General features: G+C 59.5%; 13 protein-coding genes. 6 read left to right on the top strand and 7 right to left on the bottom strand.

Going from position 1 to position 16,527, the window contains the following annotated elements:
- Positions 1-88 precede the first annotated feature (88 nt).
- Together AB4O05_RS17985 and AB4O05_RS17980 are read left to right on the top strand one after the other, a co-directional pair.
- Positions 89-652, top strand: coding sequence for an N-acetyltransferase family protein (locus tag AB4O05_RS17985; RefSeq protein WP_460136214.1), 564 nt, complete (start codon positions 89-91; stop codon positions 650-652).
- Between the two features lie 212 nt (positions 653-864).
- Positions 865-5,700 carry a hypothetical protein gene (locus AB4O05_RS17980; RefSeq protein ID WP_460136216.1) on the top strand — a complete coding sequence of 1,612 codons (4,836 nt, stop codon included), beginning with the start codon at positions 865-867 and terminating at the stop codon, positions 5,698-5,700.
- Between the two features lie 75 nt (positions 5,701-5,775).
- On the opposite strand, the gene AB4O05_RS17975 is transcribed toward AB4O05_RS17980, so the two are convergent.
- The 3 genes from AB4O05_RS17975 to AB4O05_RS17965 form a co-directional block, all read right to left on the bottom strand.
- Positions 5,776-5,922: a hypothetical protein gene (locus AB4O05_RS17975; protein WP_460136218.1), complete on the bottom strand. Its 147-nt coding sequence runs from the start codon at positions 5,920-5,922 to the stop codon at positions 5,776-5,778.
- Positions 5,923-5,933: 11 nt separating this feature from the next.
- Positions 5,934-6,146 (bottom strand): hypothetical protein, encoded by a 213-nt coding sequence (locus AB4O05_RS17970; RefSeq protein WP_460136220.1) that lies wholly within the window; start codon positions 6,144-6,146, stop codon positions 5,934-5,936.
- An 84-nt stretch (positions 6,147-6,230) separates the two neighbouring features.
- Positions 6,231-6,776, bottom strand: coding sequence for a hypothetical protein (locus tag AB4O05_RS17965; RefSeq protein WP_460136222.1), 546 nt, complete (start codon positions 6,774-6,776; stop codon positions 6,231-6,233).
- 397 nt (positions 6,777-7,173) lie between these two features.
- Between AB4O05_RS17965 and AB4O05_RS17960 the strand changes: the two genes are divergently transcribed.
- The 3 genes from AB4O05_RS17960 to AB4O05_RS17950 all read left to right on the top strand — a co-directional run bounded on the left by AB4O05_RS17960 (position 7,174) and on the right by AB4O05_RS17950 (position 10,074).
- Complete coding sequence (locus AB4O05_RS17960) at positions 7,174-8,583, top strand: circularly permuted type 2 ATP-grasp protein (protein ID WP_460136224.1); 1,410 nt, start codon at positions 7,174-7,176, stop codon at positions 8,581-8,583.
- A gap of 3 nt (positions 8,584-8,586) precedes the next feature.
- Positions 8,587-9,537 (top strand): alpha-E domain-containing protein, encoded by a 951-nt coding sequence (locus AB4O05_RS17955; protein ID WP_460136226.1) that lies wholly within the window; start codon positions 8,587-8,589, stop codon positions 9,535-9,537.
- 108 nt (positions 9,538-9,645) lie between these two features.
- Positions 9,646-10,074, top strand: coding sequence for a nuclear transport factor 2 family protein (locus AB4O05_RS17950; RefSeq protein ID WP_460136228.1), 429 nt, complete (start codon positions 9,646-9,648; stop codon positions 10,072-10,074).
- Positions 10,075-10,250: 176 nt separating this feature from the next.
- Here AB4O05_RS17950 and AB4O05_RS17945 read toward each other — a convergent pair whose 3' ends face one another.
- Positions 10,251-12,506 (bottom strand): ATP-dependent DNA helicase, encoded by a 2,256-nt coding sequence (locus AB4O05_RS17945; protein WP_460136230.1) that lies wholly within the window; start codon positions 12,504-12,506, stop codon positions 10,251-10,253.
- Positions 12,503-14,146: a VRR-NUC domain-containing protein gene (locus AB4O05_RS17940; protein WP_460136232.1), complete on the bottom strand. Its 1,644-nt coding sequence runs from the start codon at positions 14,144-14,146 to the stop codon at positions 12,503-12,505. Before AB4O05_RS17940 ends, AB4O05_RS17945 begins: the two co-directional genes overlap by 4 nt.
- Before the next feature lie 186 nt (positions 14,147-14,332).
- Here AB4O05_RS17940 and AB4O05_RS17935 point away from each other — a divergent pair, with 186 nt between their 5' ends.
- Positions 14,333-14,557, top strand: coding sequence for a YgdI/YgdR family lipoprotein (locus AB4O05_RS17935; protein ID WP_460136233.1), 225 nt, complete (start codon positions 14,333-14,335; stop codon positions 14,555-14,557).
- Positions 14,558-14,616: 59 nt separating this feature from the next.
- Here AB4O05_RS17935 and AB4O05_RS17930 read toward each other — a convergent pair whose 3' ends face one another.
- Together AB4O05_RS17930 and AB4O05_RS17925 are read right to left on the bottom strand one after the other, a co-directional pair.
- Positions 14,617-14,781, bottom strand: a complete 165-nt coding sequence (locus AB4O05_RS17930; RefSeq protein WP_460136235.1) for a hypothetical protein — start codon at positions 14,779-14,781, stop codon at positions 14,617-14,619.
- A gap of 214 nt (positions 14,782-14,995) precedes the next feature.
- Entirely contained in the window at positions 14,996-16,426 is a 1,431-nt protein-coding gene (locus AB4O05_RS17925) for a polyurethane esterase (protein WP_460136236.1), read from the bottom strand.
- Between the last annotated feature and the right edge of the window lie 101 nt (positions 16,427-16,527).

The following is a 16,527-nucleotide window of genomic DNA, read 5'->3' as shown; positions in this document are numbered from 1 at the left end:
TGATCCAAATCAGCTTTACCGGCCAGCAAAGGCGTAAAACCTGAGTCAACAGGGCGCCGTTCCATGCCCTCCCTTCGGAGGTCTTACCATGCCAACCATTGCAGAGCAAAACCGCCAGGCCGCTCCCCTCTATGCGGCAGTCGCGCATGAACATTGGATCGAAAAGCTCAATGACGGCCGCCACGTGCTGGTCCGCCCTTTGGGTGCCGATGACCGTGAACGGGAATACAACTTCATTAAGGGCCTGTCCCGGGAATCGCGGCATGCGCGTTTCCTGGGTGAAATCAACGAGCCCGGCAAGACCCTCATGGATCAGTTGATGAATGTCGATAATCAGCAACGTGTGGCCTTTATTGCCCTGGTGCACGACAACGGCAAGCTGATCGAGATCGGCGTGGCTCGCTACGCCGCCGCCAAGGAGCATGAATGCGAATGCGCGGTGACCGTGGCCGATAGCTGGCAACACCTGGGCCTGGGGCGCATCCTGATGCAGCACCTGATGACGGCGGCACGCGCCAACGGGTTCAAACGCATGTACACGGTCGACGCGGCAACCAATGCCCCGCTGCGCGACTTGAACCATGCCTTGGGGTTTCACAGCGTGATCGACCCGGATGACAGTACTCAGGTGATCAGCAGCATAACGCTTTAAACATTGCCCCCGGCACAGGGCGGCCTGCCGCCCTGTGCCGTAGCCTCGCGAACGCCTGGAGGGAGCGTGAGGCGTGCCAACCGGGCTGACACATGAAGTAAACATCCAGTCAGAGAGCAACGGAATCAAGTTGTTGGTGGTAGTTACTTAGGTGCAATGCTACGGGAGATGGATAGCCCGAGACGTCCCTAATCCATCAAGCGATCAAGCTCATGAACAGCCTATCCAGCTCTCTGTTTTCGCAACCTCGCATGCCCGCTCCACAGAACCTATCTGCCGCGCCCCACGTCGCCCGGCAAAAGCGTGAGGCGCCCTCCCCACCCGCACTGGCTGAAGCCCCCCGCACCCAGGGCGATCGAGAATTGGCAATGGAGTATCGCGCTGCACTGCTGCGCGCCGCCGATGGTGCGCGAGATATCAAACTCTCTATTGCGCCCGACTCCACCTTCGGCCAGTGGTGGGCACACCTGCGAAGCGCTTTCCAGTCGCCCGAGGTCCGTCAATGGATTCAAGATAAAGGGATCAACCCTCAATCGATCAAGCTCAATCCGCAAACAGGTCAGATCTCTTATACGCAAAAGCATGCGCTTGATCCCAAACATACGCTGCACACGGTTGGCCAGGACGACAAAGACTGGGCGGCGATCAGCGGGCCGATCCTCGAGGCCGCGCGCGTGATCTGCGCAGGTCGCGCCGATACCACGTTCACACCGCCTGCAACGGCTCTGGATGAGCCGGTTCCGTGGGCGTTGGTGGGGCAGTTCTACAATGAGCAGCTGGGCCTGACCGGCCCCGCGATGCGTACCCGTGCCGAACAAATCACCCGTGACCAAGGTTTCAGTCCACTCGATCCCATCACCTCGGCAGGGTTGATCGAATCGCGCAGCGACGATGCGCTTGAGGAACAAAAGGCGGTATTGGGCGATATTTCCGACCGCTATCAGATCATTGCGCAGCTGCGTCACCTGGCGGCGTCCGTAGAAAATGGCAGCGTGCCGCTCGAGCAGATCGAGGATGAATTAAAAAGCAGGATCGTTGACCTTTCCTCCGACAGCACCTATCAGGCGCCGAGTAAAGGCAAATGGAAGCAGGCCACCCTTCTACAACTGCTGCAGGATCATGGCTGGGATATCCCCACCAATCATGAACAACTGATGAACCTGGCAACCTCCCTGGCAATCCCACCCCCCAAGGCTGCCACGAATGGCAACCTGGCGGGCGCACTTGCCTGGCCCGAGCCGCTGGCCCAAGACAACATGGAACAACTGAGGGCGGACATACGCGCAGGTAAAATGGGTGGTATCCCCCTGAGCCCGTTTAGCAGTGTCCTGGAGTACCTGCTTAACAACAGGCCGATCTCACCCAAGGAGTACGCTGACCCGCGACACTTGATTGACACGCTGCTTCATTCACCCAGGGGCGTGACATTAGGCAATGCCATCCAAGCCGCGTTCGAGGCCCGCGGTGTCAAAGGCAGCCCCGCCGACTGGCTACTGGCGGCCTTGAACATTGAGTGTTCCCCTGGCGCTGGCAAATCAGCGAACACCACACCCGGCCACATTGAAGGTTATCGATTGGTTTCGGCGGACACGTTCGGTCAATCGCCTTCGGCAGTTATCAAGGCGCTGGAGAATCATCTGATCGCCAACGGCAGTGCACCATCGTGGCACAAAGCCGAAATCCGGGCTCATCTTCTGCTGGCCAGCCGAGCACCGGAGTTCCTGGTCAAGGACATTCCGGAGCAGCTTCGCGTCGGTACCCACAGCTGGGTCAGCTTCACCACGGCGGTCGCACGCATTGAAGCAAAAGCGCCAGGCGCGACGGCTGGGATGAGTTACGCACAAATCATGCTTGAAGCGGATAACGCGCCGATTTCCGAAGAGGAGCGCCAGCTCGAATACGCGGCACAGAACGAGGCGATCAAGGACTGGGGTGTCGCCAATGGCATGAGCTATCCGGTCACGGATGCGGCAATAAAGGCCGTGCGCGAGGCCTTCAGTGCGCAGATCCGCGAGCTCAAAGAGGCTGCCGAAACGCACGTCACAGAGATGCCCACCGCCAAAGCCCTGGCCTTGGCGCAACTGAAGACAGCCTTTCCAGACATGGACCCGGCACTGTTCGAGAAAAAATGCATCACGTTGCAGCCCTCCAACCGGTATTTTCCGGGGCCCTACTCCATATTGGATATGTATATCGATGGGCGAAGTCTGCTGGGTACACCAGATTCTGCCGATAATTGGGGCGCCGGCGGCCGTTTGTTTGTAGGAGCGATAACGCGTGGCCAGGTCATTATTGAGCCTGATGGGAAACCTGCGGCCTGGGTGTCTTCATCGAGCGAGATAAACGTTTCCGAGATGCTGGCAAAGCTCAAAGGCCTGCCGAGCCCGCTGGAAACACTTAAAGAACAATTCCCGGGTTTTGCCAGTGCCGTTAAAAAGGCAACGTCCGCGCAAATCAAACTGCTTATTTCGGCACTACCGCGCGAGGACCGAGAGAATCTGGAATTTGGCAAGTTAACCATCCGCCGGGAAGTTGATTACTACCTCGAAGACTATCCCCAGCGAGTGAAAGAGGGTGCGCTGTTGCTCGAAACACAGCGTAACGGCAAGGTCGTGACGTATGAAGTTGATCGGCTGAAGGGCACGATCACCAAGCTGCCGGAGAAGTCCAACGGGAAAGGAAGCGGCGAATCACCTCCGCCAGTGAGAAGGCTCGATGAGGTCACACCCGAAGGCCAGCACGCGCCAGGGATAACAGATGAAAGAAAAGGTGCGCAACGTGCATTTAATAGCTTCAGCAGCGCAAGGACCCAATACATTGTCGATGCGATGATTAAGGATTTGGACCTGCCTGCGGTAGAAAAATACGCCAAGGGCGTGACGACTTTCGATACGGAAGTCCCACTACATAAAGCACTGGCAGATTTCGCGCTGAATATGATCCCACTCCGGTCGGCCATCCAGAATTTCAAAGCGGGCAAAATTGGTAAAGGTGCCGTCGAGCTGGCCTTTGATATCTTCGGCTTTCTCTTGGTAGTCCCCGCAGCGGTCAGGGCCGCCAAAGCCTTGGCGGTTGGAGCATCTGTGCTGTCCAAAGCGCTTCATACGGGCAAGATTCTCGGGCGGGCCGCGATTGGCGCGCTTAATCCGGTTGGCGGCCTTGACGATCTGGGACGTGGGCTTTTGAATGCAGGCCATAAAGCCATCACCGCAGGCTACAAGGGTGTTAAACACTTACGCGGCTCTTACCGCACTATGAATTTGCTTGGCCTGGCAAAAAAGCCGGATATTGCCGAAGGGACCTACAAAGCGGCCAGTGGCACCTCTCAACGTAACGCCCTGGCCAAATACGATGAAGCCACGGGTAAGTGGCATGCCTTTGATCCGCGCACCCAACAAATGTACGGCAAGGCGCTGGATGATTTTGTCATCGCCCCGCCCGGCTCAAACCCTACCGATAATCTGCTGGGCATCGCCGGCAAGGACACTTTCTGGTCCAGAATGACCAAGGCCGTCGCGATGCTCAAGGGTACGGCCGGCAACTACGATCTGTTGAAAGCTGCCAGTAAGAATCATGACGTTGCCGCCATCGGCTCTATCAAAGTAGCGGGCCAGACCATCGACAGCGGTGCCGTGTTTCGAGACGGCAAATGGTACAAGTATGACCCCAGCACCCAACGCCCGTATGGCCCCGCGCTCAGCGACTTCAAGCCCAAGGTCGTCGCGTTCGAGGGGGAAATCAAAGGCTCGTTCGTCGATAGTTGGTTTGGAAAGATGATAGCGTCCGTCGTCGCACCGTCGGCGGATAACCCGAACTTCCGCCGGGACTACCTGGCTGCGATCGCCAAGGTCGAGAATGACTCCCCGGCCGCCTACCTCAAAGGGTTGAACAGCGGTAAGCCTGAGACAATCTATGGCTACTCCCCCGCCTTGAAAGTTGATGACCTCAAACGCCTGGCAGTGGCTGAACGTCGTACGGCCGAAGAACTCGGCAGCCTGGCCAGACGAATAAACGAGCTCGAGATTCTCCCCAAGCAATTGGAAAAAGCCATGGATAGCGCCAAACGCGGTGCTCAAGCGGCGGCCTATAAAAAGGGGTATGACAAAGGTAACCCGGATGGGTACAAGAAATCGGATGACGCGGTTGACTCTATTGTGTCCCAGGCTGGGGGGGCCGCGGATAACCCCGTCGGGATTAAAGGTTTCTCGGAGACCTTGACCCTCAACCAATTGGCCGAACTGGCGACAGCGCCAGGCCGTACCCCCGCCGAGCTAGGTCACTTGGTCAGGTATATGGAGAAACGCAGGATCAATATCAGCCTGGAAAACTACACCGTCTTCAACGCCGAAATAGCCGCCGCAGGTGGCAAGGCAACCCCCCTGCCCCAGGGTTTCTACCTCAGCCAGGCCGCACTGCTGTCGGAGGGCGAGTGCGCGGCCCTGTCGAACGTGATGGCTGCGGCCGTCAGACAGGGCAGGCAAGATACCTTCATCAAGAATCTGTACAACGCGATGGTGCCTACGCTCACCCCGGACGAAATTGCCGCGCTGAAAAAAATCAACCCGCAAAAAGCCGCAGTGGAACAACGCAGGGCAATCACTGTTCCCCGGTTCCGCAAGCAGCTGGATGAGCTACAAGACGTACTGGGCAGCAAATTTCATTTGGGCATGCAGTCAAAGCAAGTGCCCTACACCGAGATCATTGAGAAACTGAAAACGGCAAGCAGTTCGACCACGTTATTGATCAACGGCCCCGGCCATGGCATCACTTCCGGCGTGGTAGTGACCGGCGGCAAGAAGCAGTGGTTCTATTTCGACCCCAACTTCGGAAAAGCCACATTTGACTCGGCGGAAAAAATGAGTGCTGCGCTGGAAAGTACCTTGAAGTCTGGGCGCAGCAAAAACCTGTTGGCGCACTATGGCGATAACCCGAATCTGCCCGAGTATAAAATTTCAGTCTTCAATGAAGTGGAGCTCAACATTACCCTCAGAGCCAAGCTTTCGGCAGGCTCGTCCGAAGTGTCAAGCTTGTTCCTGGCGGAGTTGTGATGGCGCGCAGGCCAGGCTGCGTTGACGGTGTATCAGGCGTACCGTCGACGCGGCCTGGCTTGCGCTCGGCGGTCACTACGGGGTGGCAGACCCAGGTTTTCCGGTAGTGTCGGCATCTGCCGCTTCATCCGGTTCGTTCAGCGGCACTTCGGCATCGTCCATCAATGAACCCGGATCTTCGTTGCCGGGGTCGTTGAGTTCTTCGTCCAATTCTTTTGACATGACCGTCTCCTCTAACCGCCTTGGGTGTCGATATCGGCATCGGTTTCAGGCTTGGGCTCACGCTCGGGCTTGAAGTCTGGACTGTAGTCGTTTTCCCGAGCCTTGGGGTCGCCCTCGGCCTTAGGGTCTTTGGGGGCGTCGACACCGGTCGCCGGAGCCGGTTCGCCGCCGTCGATTGCCGGATCGTTGCGGCCACTGACTTGCGGATCGTTGCTTGTGCTCATGGGTCACCTCTTCGCAGACTTGGGGAAACCATTGCCCCGTAAGGTTCAGGCGCTGCGCCGAGGGTTGAAGTTCCGTCCGATTGCTCAGCGGATCGGATTATCCACCTGGATATAAAACGCATACACGCCCAGCAGCAGCCAGAACACCATGAACAGCCACGGCGCACGCATCGAGAACAGCAGCGACTTGCGATAGCCCTTGTGCGACGACTCCATCTCGGAGAACAGCGGCGATTCGTCGTAGGCCATGCCCATCAACGGCTCGCTGCGCAACAGTTCGCTCTGCTTGTAATGCCAGTGGTCGATGATCTCGTACGCGGCACGAATGCCCGGCCAGGCATTGAGCGAGCTCAGGATGCCCAGCGCCACCAGGAATATCGGCACCACCAGGGTAAACAGCTTGCCCCACTCGGGGTTGAGGTTGCCCATGCCGGAGACAAACGCGATCACCAGGAATGACTGCGCCGTGAGGTACGCGTCGGTACGGTTGGCCAGGATCGAGGTTTCGTACTGGATCTCGCGCCGATAGAAGTCCAGGCGATCCTTGGGCGAACCGAAGAGCTTCGCGTTATGTTCGCTGTGATCGGTGAGGGCCGCTTCGGGCGTCTGGGGGGAGATAATTCTAGGCACGGCGGTGTTCCACTGGGTTTGGAGTGCCATTAGAAGAATCAGGCCTGGGCGAAGTTCAAGTTTGTTGCGCACCAATTCGGGGCGCCTTGGCTGGGCAGATTTCTTCGTGGTGAGCGGGCTCTTCACAAGCAAGCATGCTCATCACCACAGGCAAACTCGATCCCCACTGGGATTAGCACGCAAAATCGCGTTTCGGCACACGCATTGCTTAAACCTTTCACTACCCACCTGCCAGGCCGCAATACAGGAGCATTCGTTACCCCCCGACCCAGAGCCGACTCCATAAGAAAATAAGGACCAGGCCTGTTGGCACCATCAGCCACGGGCTCATAAAAACATGCGTTTTTCAAAGCGGCAGTGCCACCCAGGCAACACTGGGCACTGACAAGGTACTGGAATGGCTCGATCTTTCTTCGATGAAATGAATGACGCGCAAGGCGTGTGCCGCGCGCACTATCAGGAATTCTCCCGCTGGCTGGCCAATACGCCACCGGAATTGCTGGCCCAGCGTCGCCGCGAAGCCGATTTGCTGTTTCACCGCGCGGGGATCACCTTCACCCTCTATGGCGACGAGCAAGACACCGAACGCCTGATCCCCTTCGACATCATCCCCCGCAGCATCCCCGCCAGTGAATGGAGCGTGATCGAACGCGGCTGTATCCAACGCGTCAACGCACTGAACATGTTCCTGGCCGACATTTATCACGACCAGCGCATCATCAAGGCCGGGATCATTCCGGCGGACCAGGTGCTGGGCAACGAGGGCTATCAGAAGGCCATGGTTGGCCTGGATCTGCATCGCGATATCTATTCACATATCTCCGGTGTCGACCTGGTGCGCGACGGTGATGGCACTTACTACGTGCTGGAAGACAACCTGCGTACCCCCAGCGGTGTGAGCTACATGCTCGAAGACCGCAAGATGATGATGCGCCTGTTCCCCGAAGTGTTCGCCAAACAGCGCATCGCGCCGGTGGACCACTACCCCAACCTGCTGCTCAAGACCCTGAAAAGCGCCAGCCGCCTGGACAACCCCAACGTGGTGGTGCTGACCCCAGGGCGTTTCAACAGTGCGTTCTTCGAACACGCGTTCCTCGCGCGGGAAATGGGTGTGGAACTGGTGGAAGGCGCCGACCTGTTCGTGCACGACCTCAAGGTCTTCATGCGCACCACCGATGGCCCCAAGGCCGTGGACGTGATCTACCGGCGTATCGACGACGCCTTCCTCGACCCGCAGGCGTTCAACCCCGAGTCGATGCTCGGTGTGCCCGGCCTGGTGGCGGCCTATTGCGCCGGCAATGTGGTGTTGGCCAACGCCATCGGCACCGGCGTCGCCGATGACAAGTCGATCTACCCCTATGTGCCGGAGATGATCCGCTTCTACCTGGACGAAGAACCGGTGCTGCAAAACGTGCCGACCTTCCAGTGTCGCAAGCCGGATGAGCTGTCTCATGTGCTGGCCCACCTGCCGGAACTGGTGGTCAAGGAAACCCAGGGCTCCGGCGGCTACGGCATGCTGGTGGGCCCGGCTGCCAGCGCCGCCGAGATCGAAGACTTCCGCCAGCGCATCAAGGCCCGGCCTCACGCGTACATCGCCCAGCCGACCTTGAGCCTGTCCACCTGCCCGACCTTTGTCGAAAACGGCATCGCGCCCCGGCATATCGACCTGCGGCCCTTCGTGCTGTCGGGCAAGGAAACCCGCCTGGTGCCCGGTGGCCTCACCCGCGTGGCCCTGCGTGAGGGCTCGCTGATCGTCAACTCGTCGCAAGGCGGCGGAACCAAGGACACCTGGGTGGTGGAGGGCTGAATCATGTTAAGTAGAACCGCCGCGGACCTGTACTGGATGTCCCGCTACCTGGAGCGCGCCGAGAACCTGGCGCGCATGCTGGAAGTCAGTTATTCGCTGTCGTTGATGCCCCAGGCCGGGCGCAGCGATGGCCTGGACGAACTGGCCATGTCGCTGCTCAGCAGCGGCACCCTGGACAGTTACCTCGAACGCCACGAAACGCTGGATGCCGAGCGCATGCTGCACTTCTTCGCCCTCGACGAAGAAAACCCGGCCAGCATCTACAATTGCCTGCGCGCCGCCCGGGGCAACGCCCATGCGGTACGCGGGCGCATCACCGCCGACATGTGGGAAAACCTCAACGCCACCTGGCTGGAAATGCGCAGCATCGCCGCCGGTGGCCTGGCTCGGCATGGCATCAGCCACTTCTGTGACTGGGTCAAGCAGCGTTCGCACCTGTTCCGTGGCGCAACCTCGGGCACCATCATGCGTAATGACGCCTACCGGTTCATTCGCCTGGGCACCTTTGTCGAACGCGCGGACAACACCCTGCGTTTGCTTGATGCGCGCTACGAGATGTTTGGCGAGGAGTCCGAGGAAGTCAGCGACCTGTCGGCCCGTGGTTATTACCAGTGGAGCGCCCTGCTCCGCGCACTCTCGTCGTTCGAGGCGTATACGGCGCTGTACCCCAATGCGCTGAACGCCCGCTCGGTGTCGGAGTTGCTGCTGTTACGCAGCGATGTGCCGCGGTCGTTGCATGCGTGCATCGAGGAGCTGAGCCATATCCTCGCTGACCTGCCCGGCAGTTATGGGCGCACGGCGCAGCGCTTGGCCGCCGAATTCGAAGCGCGCCTGCGCTATACCGGGATCGATGAGATTCTGGAGGACGGGCTGCACAGCCGTCTGACGGAATTTATCGACACCGTGCGCGAGCTGGCCCGGGCAATTCATAGCTCCTACCTGGAAGTGGTGTGAGTTCATTGCAGTCACTTAACTGTCAATTCGGGTGATTGACCCTGCTGTGTTACCGCTCTTATGTTGGCGAGGTGAAATACCTTTCCACCATAAGAACAGGTACACAGCATGTCCGAACTGAAACTGCACCCCGCCGCCGCCCACAGCCTGCAACGCTGGCATGCCATGCTGGCGGCTCACGACCTCAAGCCCCTTCCCGAATTGCTGGCGCCCGACGCCATCTTTCGCTCGCCCATGGCCCACACGCCCTACCCTGGCGCGCCTGTGGTGTCGATGATCCTCAACACTGTGTTCAAGGTGTTTGAAGACTTTGCCTATCATCGCGAACTGGCCACCGGTGACGGCTTGAGTGTGGTGCTGGAGTTCAGTGCGCGGGTCGGTGACAAACAGTTAAAGGGCATTGATTTGATCCGCTTTAACGAGCAAGGGCAGATTGTTGAGTTTGAAGTGATGGTGCGGCCGTTGAGTGGCTTGCAGGCGTTGGGTGAAGAGATGGGGCGGCGGTTGGCGCCTTACCTGGCAAAAGCCAAATCCTGAGCCGTAGTGGCGGCTAATCCAAACTCCCACAGCTGCACGCCGTGCGACTTTACGTTCTGCCTAGAAACGCGAGCATCAGCGCGTTGACCCGCTGCGCCTGCTCGTTCTGGATCCAGTGACCAGAATCGGCGGCGGGCATGCCAGTATCATTGATCGCGGGAATAAGCCGAACGTACTTAATCAACTGCCCACCAGCGCGGCAACAATTGCCGCACCCGCGCCTCGCCAAAACGGTCATCGATCAACATCACCACCCCCCGGTCGTGTTGACTGCGGATCACTCGGCCCGCCGCCTGCACCACTTTCTGGATGCCGGGATACAGATAAGTGTAATCGTAGCCAGCGCCGAAGATCGCGCCCATGCGCGCTTTCATTTGCTCGTTGATCGGGTTCAGTTGCGGCAAGCCCAAGGTGGCAACAAACGCCCCGATCAAGCGCGCGCCGGGCAAATCAATGCCCTCGCCAAACGCACCGCCCAACACTGCAAAGCCGACGCCCTGGCTGTGCAGGGTGAACTGCTCAAGAAATGCCTGCCGCTCGCCCTCAGCCATACCGCGTGATTGCAGCCACAGCGCGACCTGCGGGTGCCGTTCGGCCATCAGCTGCGCCACTTGCTGCAAGTAATCGAAACTGCTGAAAAACGCCAGGTAGTTGCCCGGTTGCGTCGCGAACTGCCGGGCAATCAACTCGACGATGGGTTCCAGTGAGGCTTGGCGATGCACAAACCGCGTAGAGATTTCATCGACGATACGCACCTGCAATTGCTCGGCCTTGAACGGCGATTCCACATCAATCCAGGCGGTATCCGCCGGCAGCCCCAACAAGTCGGTGTAATAGTGACGCGGGCTCAGCGTCGCGGAAAACAACACGCTGCTGCGCGCCGCCGTCAGCCTGGGACGGATGAATTCGGCGGGCACCACGTTACGCAGGCACAACGTTGACGCACTGCGCTTGCCGCCGAACTGACGCTTGCTGATATCGAAAATGAACTGTTCATTGAACAGCTCGGCCACTTTGGCAAATTGCAGCGCCTCGAAATAGAACGCTTGCAGGTCGTCGGAGAGGGCTTCGGGGTGGTCGTTGAAGTGGTCGCCCATGGCGCTGGTGCACAGGCTCAGGGCCTGGAGCAGTTTGTCCGGTTTGGTGGCATAGGCCTGGTACGGCGCGAGCTGCTCCTTGTGCAAGGCGTTCCATTCGCGGTTCAGACGCTGCAAGGGTTTCTTCAACGGCTCGGGGGCTGCGTCGCGCAGGGTTTTGAGGCTGTACTGGTCGAGGCTGGCGCTGTACATCGAGCGGGCGCGCTCCACCAGGTTGTGGGCTTCGTCCACCAACACAGCGGCGCGCCATTGGTTCAACTGGGCGAGGCCGAACAGCATCGCGCCAAAGTCGAAATAGTAGTTGTAGTCAGCGACCACCAGATCAGTCCAGCGCGCCATTTCCTGGCTGAGGTAATACGGGCACACACCCTGGGCCAGGGCGACGTCGCGCAGGTTGCGCTGGTCCAGCAGCCGCACCTTCGAGGCCGCCGTGCGCGCGGCTGGCAGGCGATCGTAAAAGCCCTTGGCCAAAGGGCAGGAATCACCGTGGCAGGCTTTGTCCAGGTGTTCACACGCCTTGTCCCGCGCCACCAGTTCAAGCACACGCAGCGGCAGACCGGGGCTGCTGTCGAACAGCACCTGGGCAGCGTCGAGTGCCAGCTTGCGGCCCGGGGTTTTGGCGGTGAGGAAGAACACCTTGTCCAATTGCTGCGGCGCCAGGGCCTTGAGCATCGGAAAGAGCGTGCCGACGGTTTTGCCGATGCCGGTGGGCGCCTGGGCCATCAGGCAGCGGCCGGTGCTGACCGCCTTGTAGACGGACTCGGCCAGCGCGCGCTGGCCGGGACGAAACTCGGCATGGGGGAAGGCCAGGCGTTGTGCAGCGCTGTTGCGCGCGTCGCGGTGTTGCATTTCCTCGCGCGCCCAGCCCAGGAACAGCGCACATTGCTGGTTGAAGAACCGCTCAAGGTCGGCCGCTTGAAAACGCTGGTTCAGCAAGGTCTCACCCTCACCGACGATGTCGAAGTACACCAGCGCGAGGTCGATTTCATGCAGGCCGAGTTTCTGGCACATCAACCAGCCGTACACTTTGACCTGGGCCCAATGCAGTTGCCGATGGTTGGCGGGCTGGGCGTCAAGGTCGCCGCGATAGGTTTTCACCTCTTCAAGGCGGTTGCTGTCCGGGTCATAGCCGTCCGCCCTGCCCCGCACCTTGAGCTGTTGGAACTCGCCTTCCAGGGCCACTTCGTGTTGATAATGCGCACTGCGTCGCGAGGCGACCGTGCGATGGCCGACAATACCTTCCTGGGCGCTGGGCGACGGCGTGAAGCGCAGGTCGAGGTCGCCGACCTTGGCCGTGAACTCACACAGCGCCCGCACCGCAACGCTGTAGCTCAAGCCGGTTCAGCCCAGCGGACATAGCAGACGGTCACCGGCATCTGGTACTCACCACAGAATTCCAGCCAGCGCAGTTGGTTGTCTTGCAGACGATCGCCGGGGCCTTTGACCTCGATCATGCGGTAGGTCTTTTGCGCCGGCCAGAACTGGATCAGATCCGGCATGCCGGTGCGGTTGGCGCGGATGTCCAGCAGCAGACGTTCAAACCAGTAGCGCAGGTGTTCGGCCGGCAAACACACCAGTGCCTGTTCGAGCAGTTCTTCGCTGAGCAGGTTCCAGAACACGAACGGTGACTGGATACCCCACTTGTCTGCGTAGCGCTGGCGGATGGTGGCCTTATAGCGCCCGTCCTCCAGTTGCTCGAAACAGGCCGCGAACAACGCGCTGCGGCGCTGGTGGAAGTCTTCACTGTGCAGGTCCACCGGCCCACGCTGGAACGGGTGGAAGAACGAACCTGGCAACGGCGCAAAAATCGCCTCCCAGCACAACAGTCCGAACAACGAATTGATCAGGCCATTTTCGACATAATGCACCGGCCCATCGGGCTCGCTGAGATGCGCCTGGACACAATACTCCACCGACATCAGCGGCTGCGGGGCCAGTGCCAGGTCCAGGCGTGTGACCTCGCGCGGCGTGGTCTTGGGCAATACCGGTTCGCCGAGTTTGCGGCGCAGGCGTGGCAGCACTCGCAGCAGGTGTTGTTGTTCGGCGGCACTTTCCGGGGCCTGTTGCGCGGCGCGCGCCAGGGCCATGGCTTGCGCGTAGTGTGCCTGACGCTCCAGCACGCGAATCAGCCGTGAGCGCGCGCCAGGGTAGGCGCAATCACGGTAGATCTGCGCCGCCAGTGCCAGTTCGGCGCTGCGCTCGCAAGACTGGCCGACCTGAAACAACAGCTTGGCCCGGCGTTTTTCCAGCCAGGGGTTGTCGGTGACAAGCGTAGCGATCCGTGGCAGCACCTCGTGCAGCGCTTGCCCCGCCTCAAAAGCCTGCTGGCATTGGTGCAGGAACAGAAAACCGACCACATCGTCACGGCTGCGCAGGCCACGGGACTCGGCGCAGAACTCGACTTTCTCGTAGGTGTAGATGCCCAGGTCGGCCAGCACGAACTCCGACCAGTCCTGATACAGATTGCCGAAGAACATCAGCCGCAGGCGATCGCACAAATCCATGATGGTCAGGCTGTAAAGCGCATCGCTCAGCTGCGGGCACCACTGGGCAAACCGGCGTTGTTCGGTGAACTGCTCCGCCAGTAACACCAGCCAGTCGGCCTTCCTGCCCTTGGGCTGCGCAATCCACGGTTTGAAGGCCGCGAGGATTTCGCCTTTTTGCAGCAACGCAAACAGCTCTTCCACGCACAGCAGCCCCTGATCCTCAACCCAACCCTGTTCCACCAGTGCCAGCACGGCCGTGCGGGTGCAGCCAATCTCCAGATAATTGAGTTTGCTCGCCCGAAAGTGCACGCCCTTGCGCATCACCATGCGCACCAACAAGGCTTGGGACGCTTGCGGCAACCTGTCAAATTGCTGAATGAAATGCTGTTCTTCCGGATCAAGTAAATCGGCATAGCGTTGCCCCAGCCAATGCAGCACTTGGCGGAAGTTATGCAGGTAATACAAGGGATCGTCGAGGGGATTGGCCATGTCGCGCGCCGGTCAAATACTGGTTATGCATACAGAGTGCCGCCAGCGGCGGGCTGTTGCAATCGGTAATAGATAAATGGCGCACGCAACTTTTTGTATAAAAGTGATCAGATAGGACAGTTGATGGCGTAACATTTGTGGCCCGCAGCCCATGGCGCGGGACTTTCAGGGTTAAAGGTAAGGGTTATGAACATGAAGAATTTGGGTCTTCCACTGGCTGCACTCACTTTTCTGCTGTTGGCTGGTTGCTCCACGCAAACCGTCGTGACATTGCAAAACGGCACGCAGTATTTGACCAAGGACACCCCCAAGACCAAAACAGCCGACGGCTTCTATGAATTCACCGATATCGCCGGTAAGCACATCCGCGTCAAGGCGGATGATGTAGCGACAGTGCGCAACGAAAAGTAAGCGCCTGAAAACCAAAAAGCCCCGCCAATGCGGGGCTTTTTGTTTGGGCTGCTACCCGATCAATACCGATAGTACGGGTGGTAATACGGGTGGTAGTAGGGATGGTAATAGTACGAGTGGTAGTACGGGCGGTAGCAGCATGGGCTCGGATAGGCCGGGTACACCGCGCACCCGCCCAGTCCCAGCAGTACCAGCGCGCACAGCATCAGTCGAAATCGGGACATGCTCAGCTCCTCACATAACGCGCGAAACATCTCGCAGGCAGTGATTAAACGCGTGAGGCCGACCCGATCCGTCGCAGTGTTACGCCGTTGATCCGTGAAGATTTATTTACCGAAGGATTTTCGCCCTGCCGGCGTTTAACCGATAAACGGTTACGGCTATGGCACCCCCAACCGGCCGTATTGGGGCGGCTGGCGAGGGCACCCTCGGCGTTGATCAGCCGATGCTGACGCCGTCCGCCCACAGGCCGCCATGCCCGACGCCAACCAGGGTCACCGAGTCGGCGCCAAACGTGAGCACCGTGTCCGCGCCGACCACTTTGGCATGGTCACGCAGGTCGGCGCTCCCCTGCACGTCCTGGAACACCAGCTTGTCGGTGGTCTGATAGCCAATCACGCGATCGTTGCCGAACTGGCCACTGAACAGGAAGGTGTTATGCCCACTGTTGTCGCGGATCGTGTCATTGCCTTTGCCGCCTTCGATAAAGTCCGCGCCCTTGCCACCCTGGATCAGGTCGTTGCCGTCGCTGCCGATAATGAAGGTATTGCCCTTGTGCGGCTCGGCATTGCGGTTGAGGTCCTGCACCCACGTAGTGGCCCGCGCCGGGTCGGACAGGTTGGCGACGATTACCGTGGAGTCACGGGTCATCTGCTCATAGAACCCGGAGTCGAGGATGCGCGTCATGCCGTCGCCATACGCGGTCGGCAGGTGCGAGACCCAGGTCGGCAGGTTGACGATAGAGAACGGCAGCACATTCCACAGGGTCGAGGCGTAGTGGTCGTTGAAGCTGACGATATTATCGGTGGTCGACTCGTGGGGCTTGTCGTGCACGCCCAGGGACGACAGATTGAAGGATGATCCGTCCAGCGCGCGAAACACCGGGTCGTTTTCATAGCCGATGTTGAGCACCTTGTCGCCGGCGCTTTGAGTCGGCGATGCATAAGCCACGTAGTTGGCGTCCTTGTAGAAGCCCGACCATTTGTTGGTGCTCAAATCCGCCATGCTGTTGACCGCCAGGCCGCCCAGGCTGTGGCCGCTGACCACCACGTCCTTGCCGGTCAGGCCATGGGCAGAGGCGTAATCGGCGACGTTTTTGAGCAGCCCGCCGAACGCTTCGCCGGTGTAGTTCTTTGCGTAATCCTTGGGGCCCAGGGCGGCGAGCAGGTCGCTGACCAGGTCGCCGATGGAGTCGCTGATCAAGGTTTCCCGCGGCCCCGACGTGCCACGAAAGCCGATGCCGACTTCCAGTAGTTTGCCGGCGTCATCGTACTTGCCCAACACCTCGACCTGCGCCGTGGTGTAGCCGGCTTTTTCGCCAAAGAACGTGCCGCGCGCATCGACTTTGCCGCCGTAGCCAAGGGCACTTGCGCTGATGGGCGTCCAACCGGCTTTTTGCACCGCCTCCAGCGCGGCTTTTTCCGAATCCGGGTTCCAGGGAATGCCCGGAATTACACCCTGAGAATCCGTGCTGCCGAGCAGTGCACCCACCAGCGTGGCCGGCAAACCAAGCCCCAAGCCATTGTGCTGGTAACCCACGGCAAAGCCGTTATCCAGGTTGTGGTAGGAGTACAACGTGATCGCCATGGCATCGGCGAACAGCGCTTTGGAGCCCTCGGCGCCGAGGTTTTTATAGTCAAAGATACCCATGGTAGTGCCTCTCTGTTGTTGGATTTGTAGAGAAAGCCAAAACACCCGTTGCCCCTGAGGGAACGGGCTTTATGTGGGAGAGGGCTTGCCTGCGATAGTAT

It is taken from the genome of Pseudomonas sp. S1_G07 (assembly GCF_054668565.1).
Note: the sequence above shows the minus strand (reverse complement) of the source record. Positions and strands in the feature narration are given on the sequence as shown.

Coding starts and splice junctions, on each gene's coding strand:
- AB4O05_RS17935 (WP_460136233.1), top strand. CDS start 14,333: ATGAACATGAAGAATTTGGGTCTTCCACTGGCTGCACTCACTTTTCTG.
- AB4O05_RS17925 (WP_460136236.1), bottom strand. CDS start 16,426: ATGGGTATCTTTGACTATAAAAACCTCGGCGCCGAGGGCTCCAAAGCG.
- AB4O05_RS17955 (WP_460136226.1), top strand. CDS start 8,587: ATGTTAAGTAGAACCGCCGCGGACCTGTACTGGATGTCCCGCTACCTG.
- AB4O05_RS17940 (WP_460136232.1), bottom strand. CDS start 14,146: ATGGCCAATCCCCTCGACGATCCCTTGTATTACCTGCATAACTTCCGC.
- AB4O05_RS17980 (WP_460136216.1), top strand. CDS start 865: ATGAACAGCCTATCCAGCTCTCTGTTTTCGCAACCTCGCATGCCCGCT.
- AB4O05_RS17975 (WP_460136218.1), bottom strand. CDS start 5,922: ATGTCAAAAGAATTGGACGAAGAACTCAACGACCCCGGCAACGAAGAT.
- AB4O05_RS17950 (WP_460136228.1), top strand. CDS start 9,646: ATGTCCGAACTGAAACTGCACCCCGCCGCCGCCCACAGCCTGCAACGC.
- AB4O05_RS17930 (WP_460136235.1), bottom strand. CDS start 14,781: ATGTCCCGATTTCGACTGATGCTGTGCGCGCTGGTACTGCTGGGACTG.
- AB4O05_RS17970 (WP_460136220.1), bottom strand. CDS start 6,146: ATGAGCACAAGCAACGATCCGCAAGTCAGTGGCCGCAACGATCCGGCA.
- AB4O05_RS17960 (WP_460136224.1), top strand. CDS start 7,174: ATGGCTCGATCTTTCTTCGATGAAATGAATGACGCGCAAGGCGTGTGC.
- AB4O05_RS17985 (WP_460136214.1), top strand. CDS start 89: ATGCCAACCATTGCAGAGCAAAACCGCCAGGCCGCTCCCCTCTATGCG.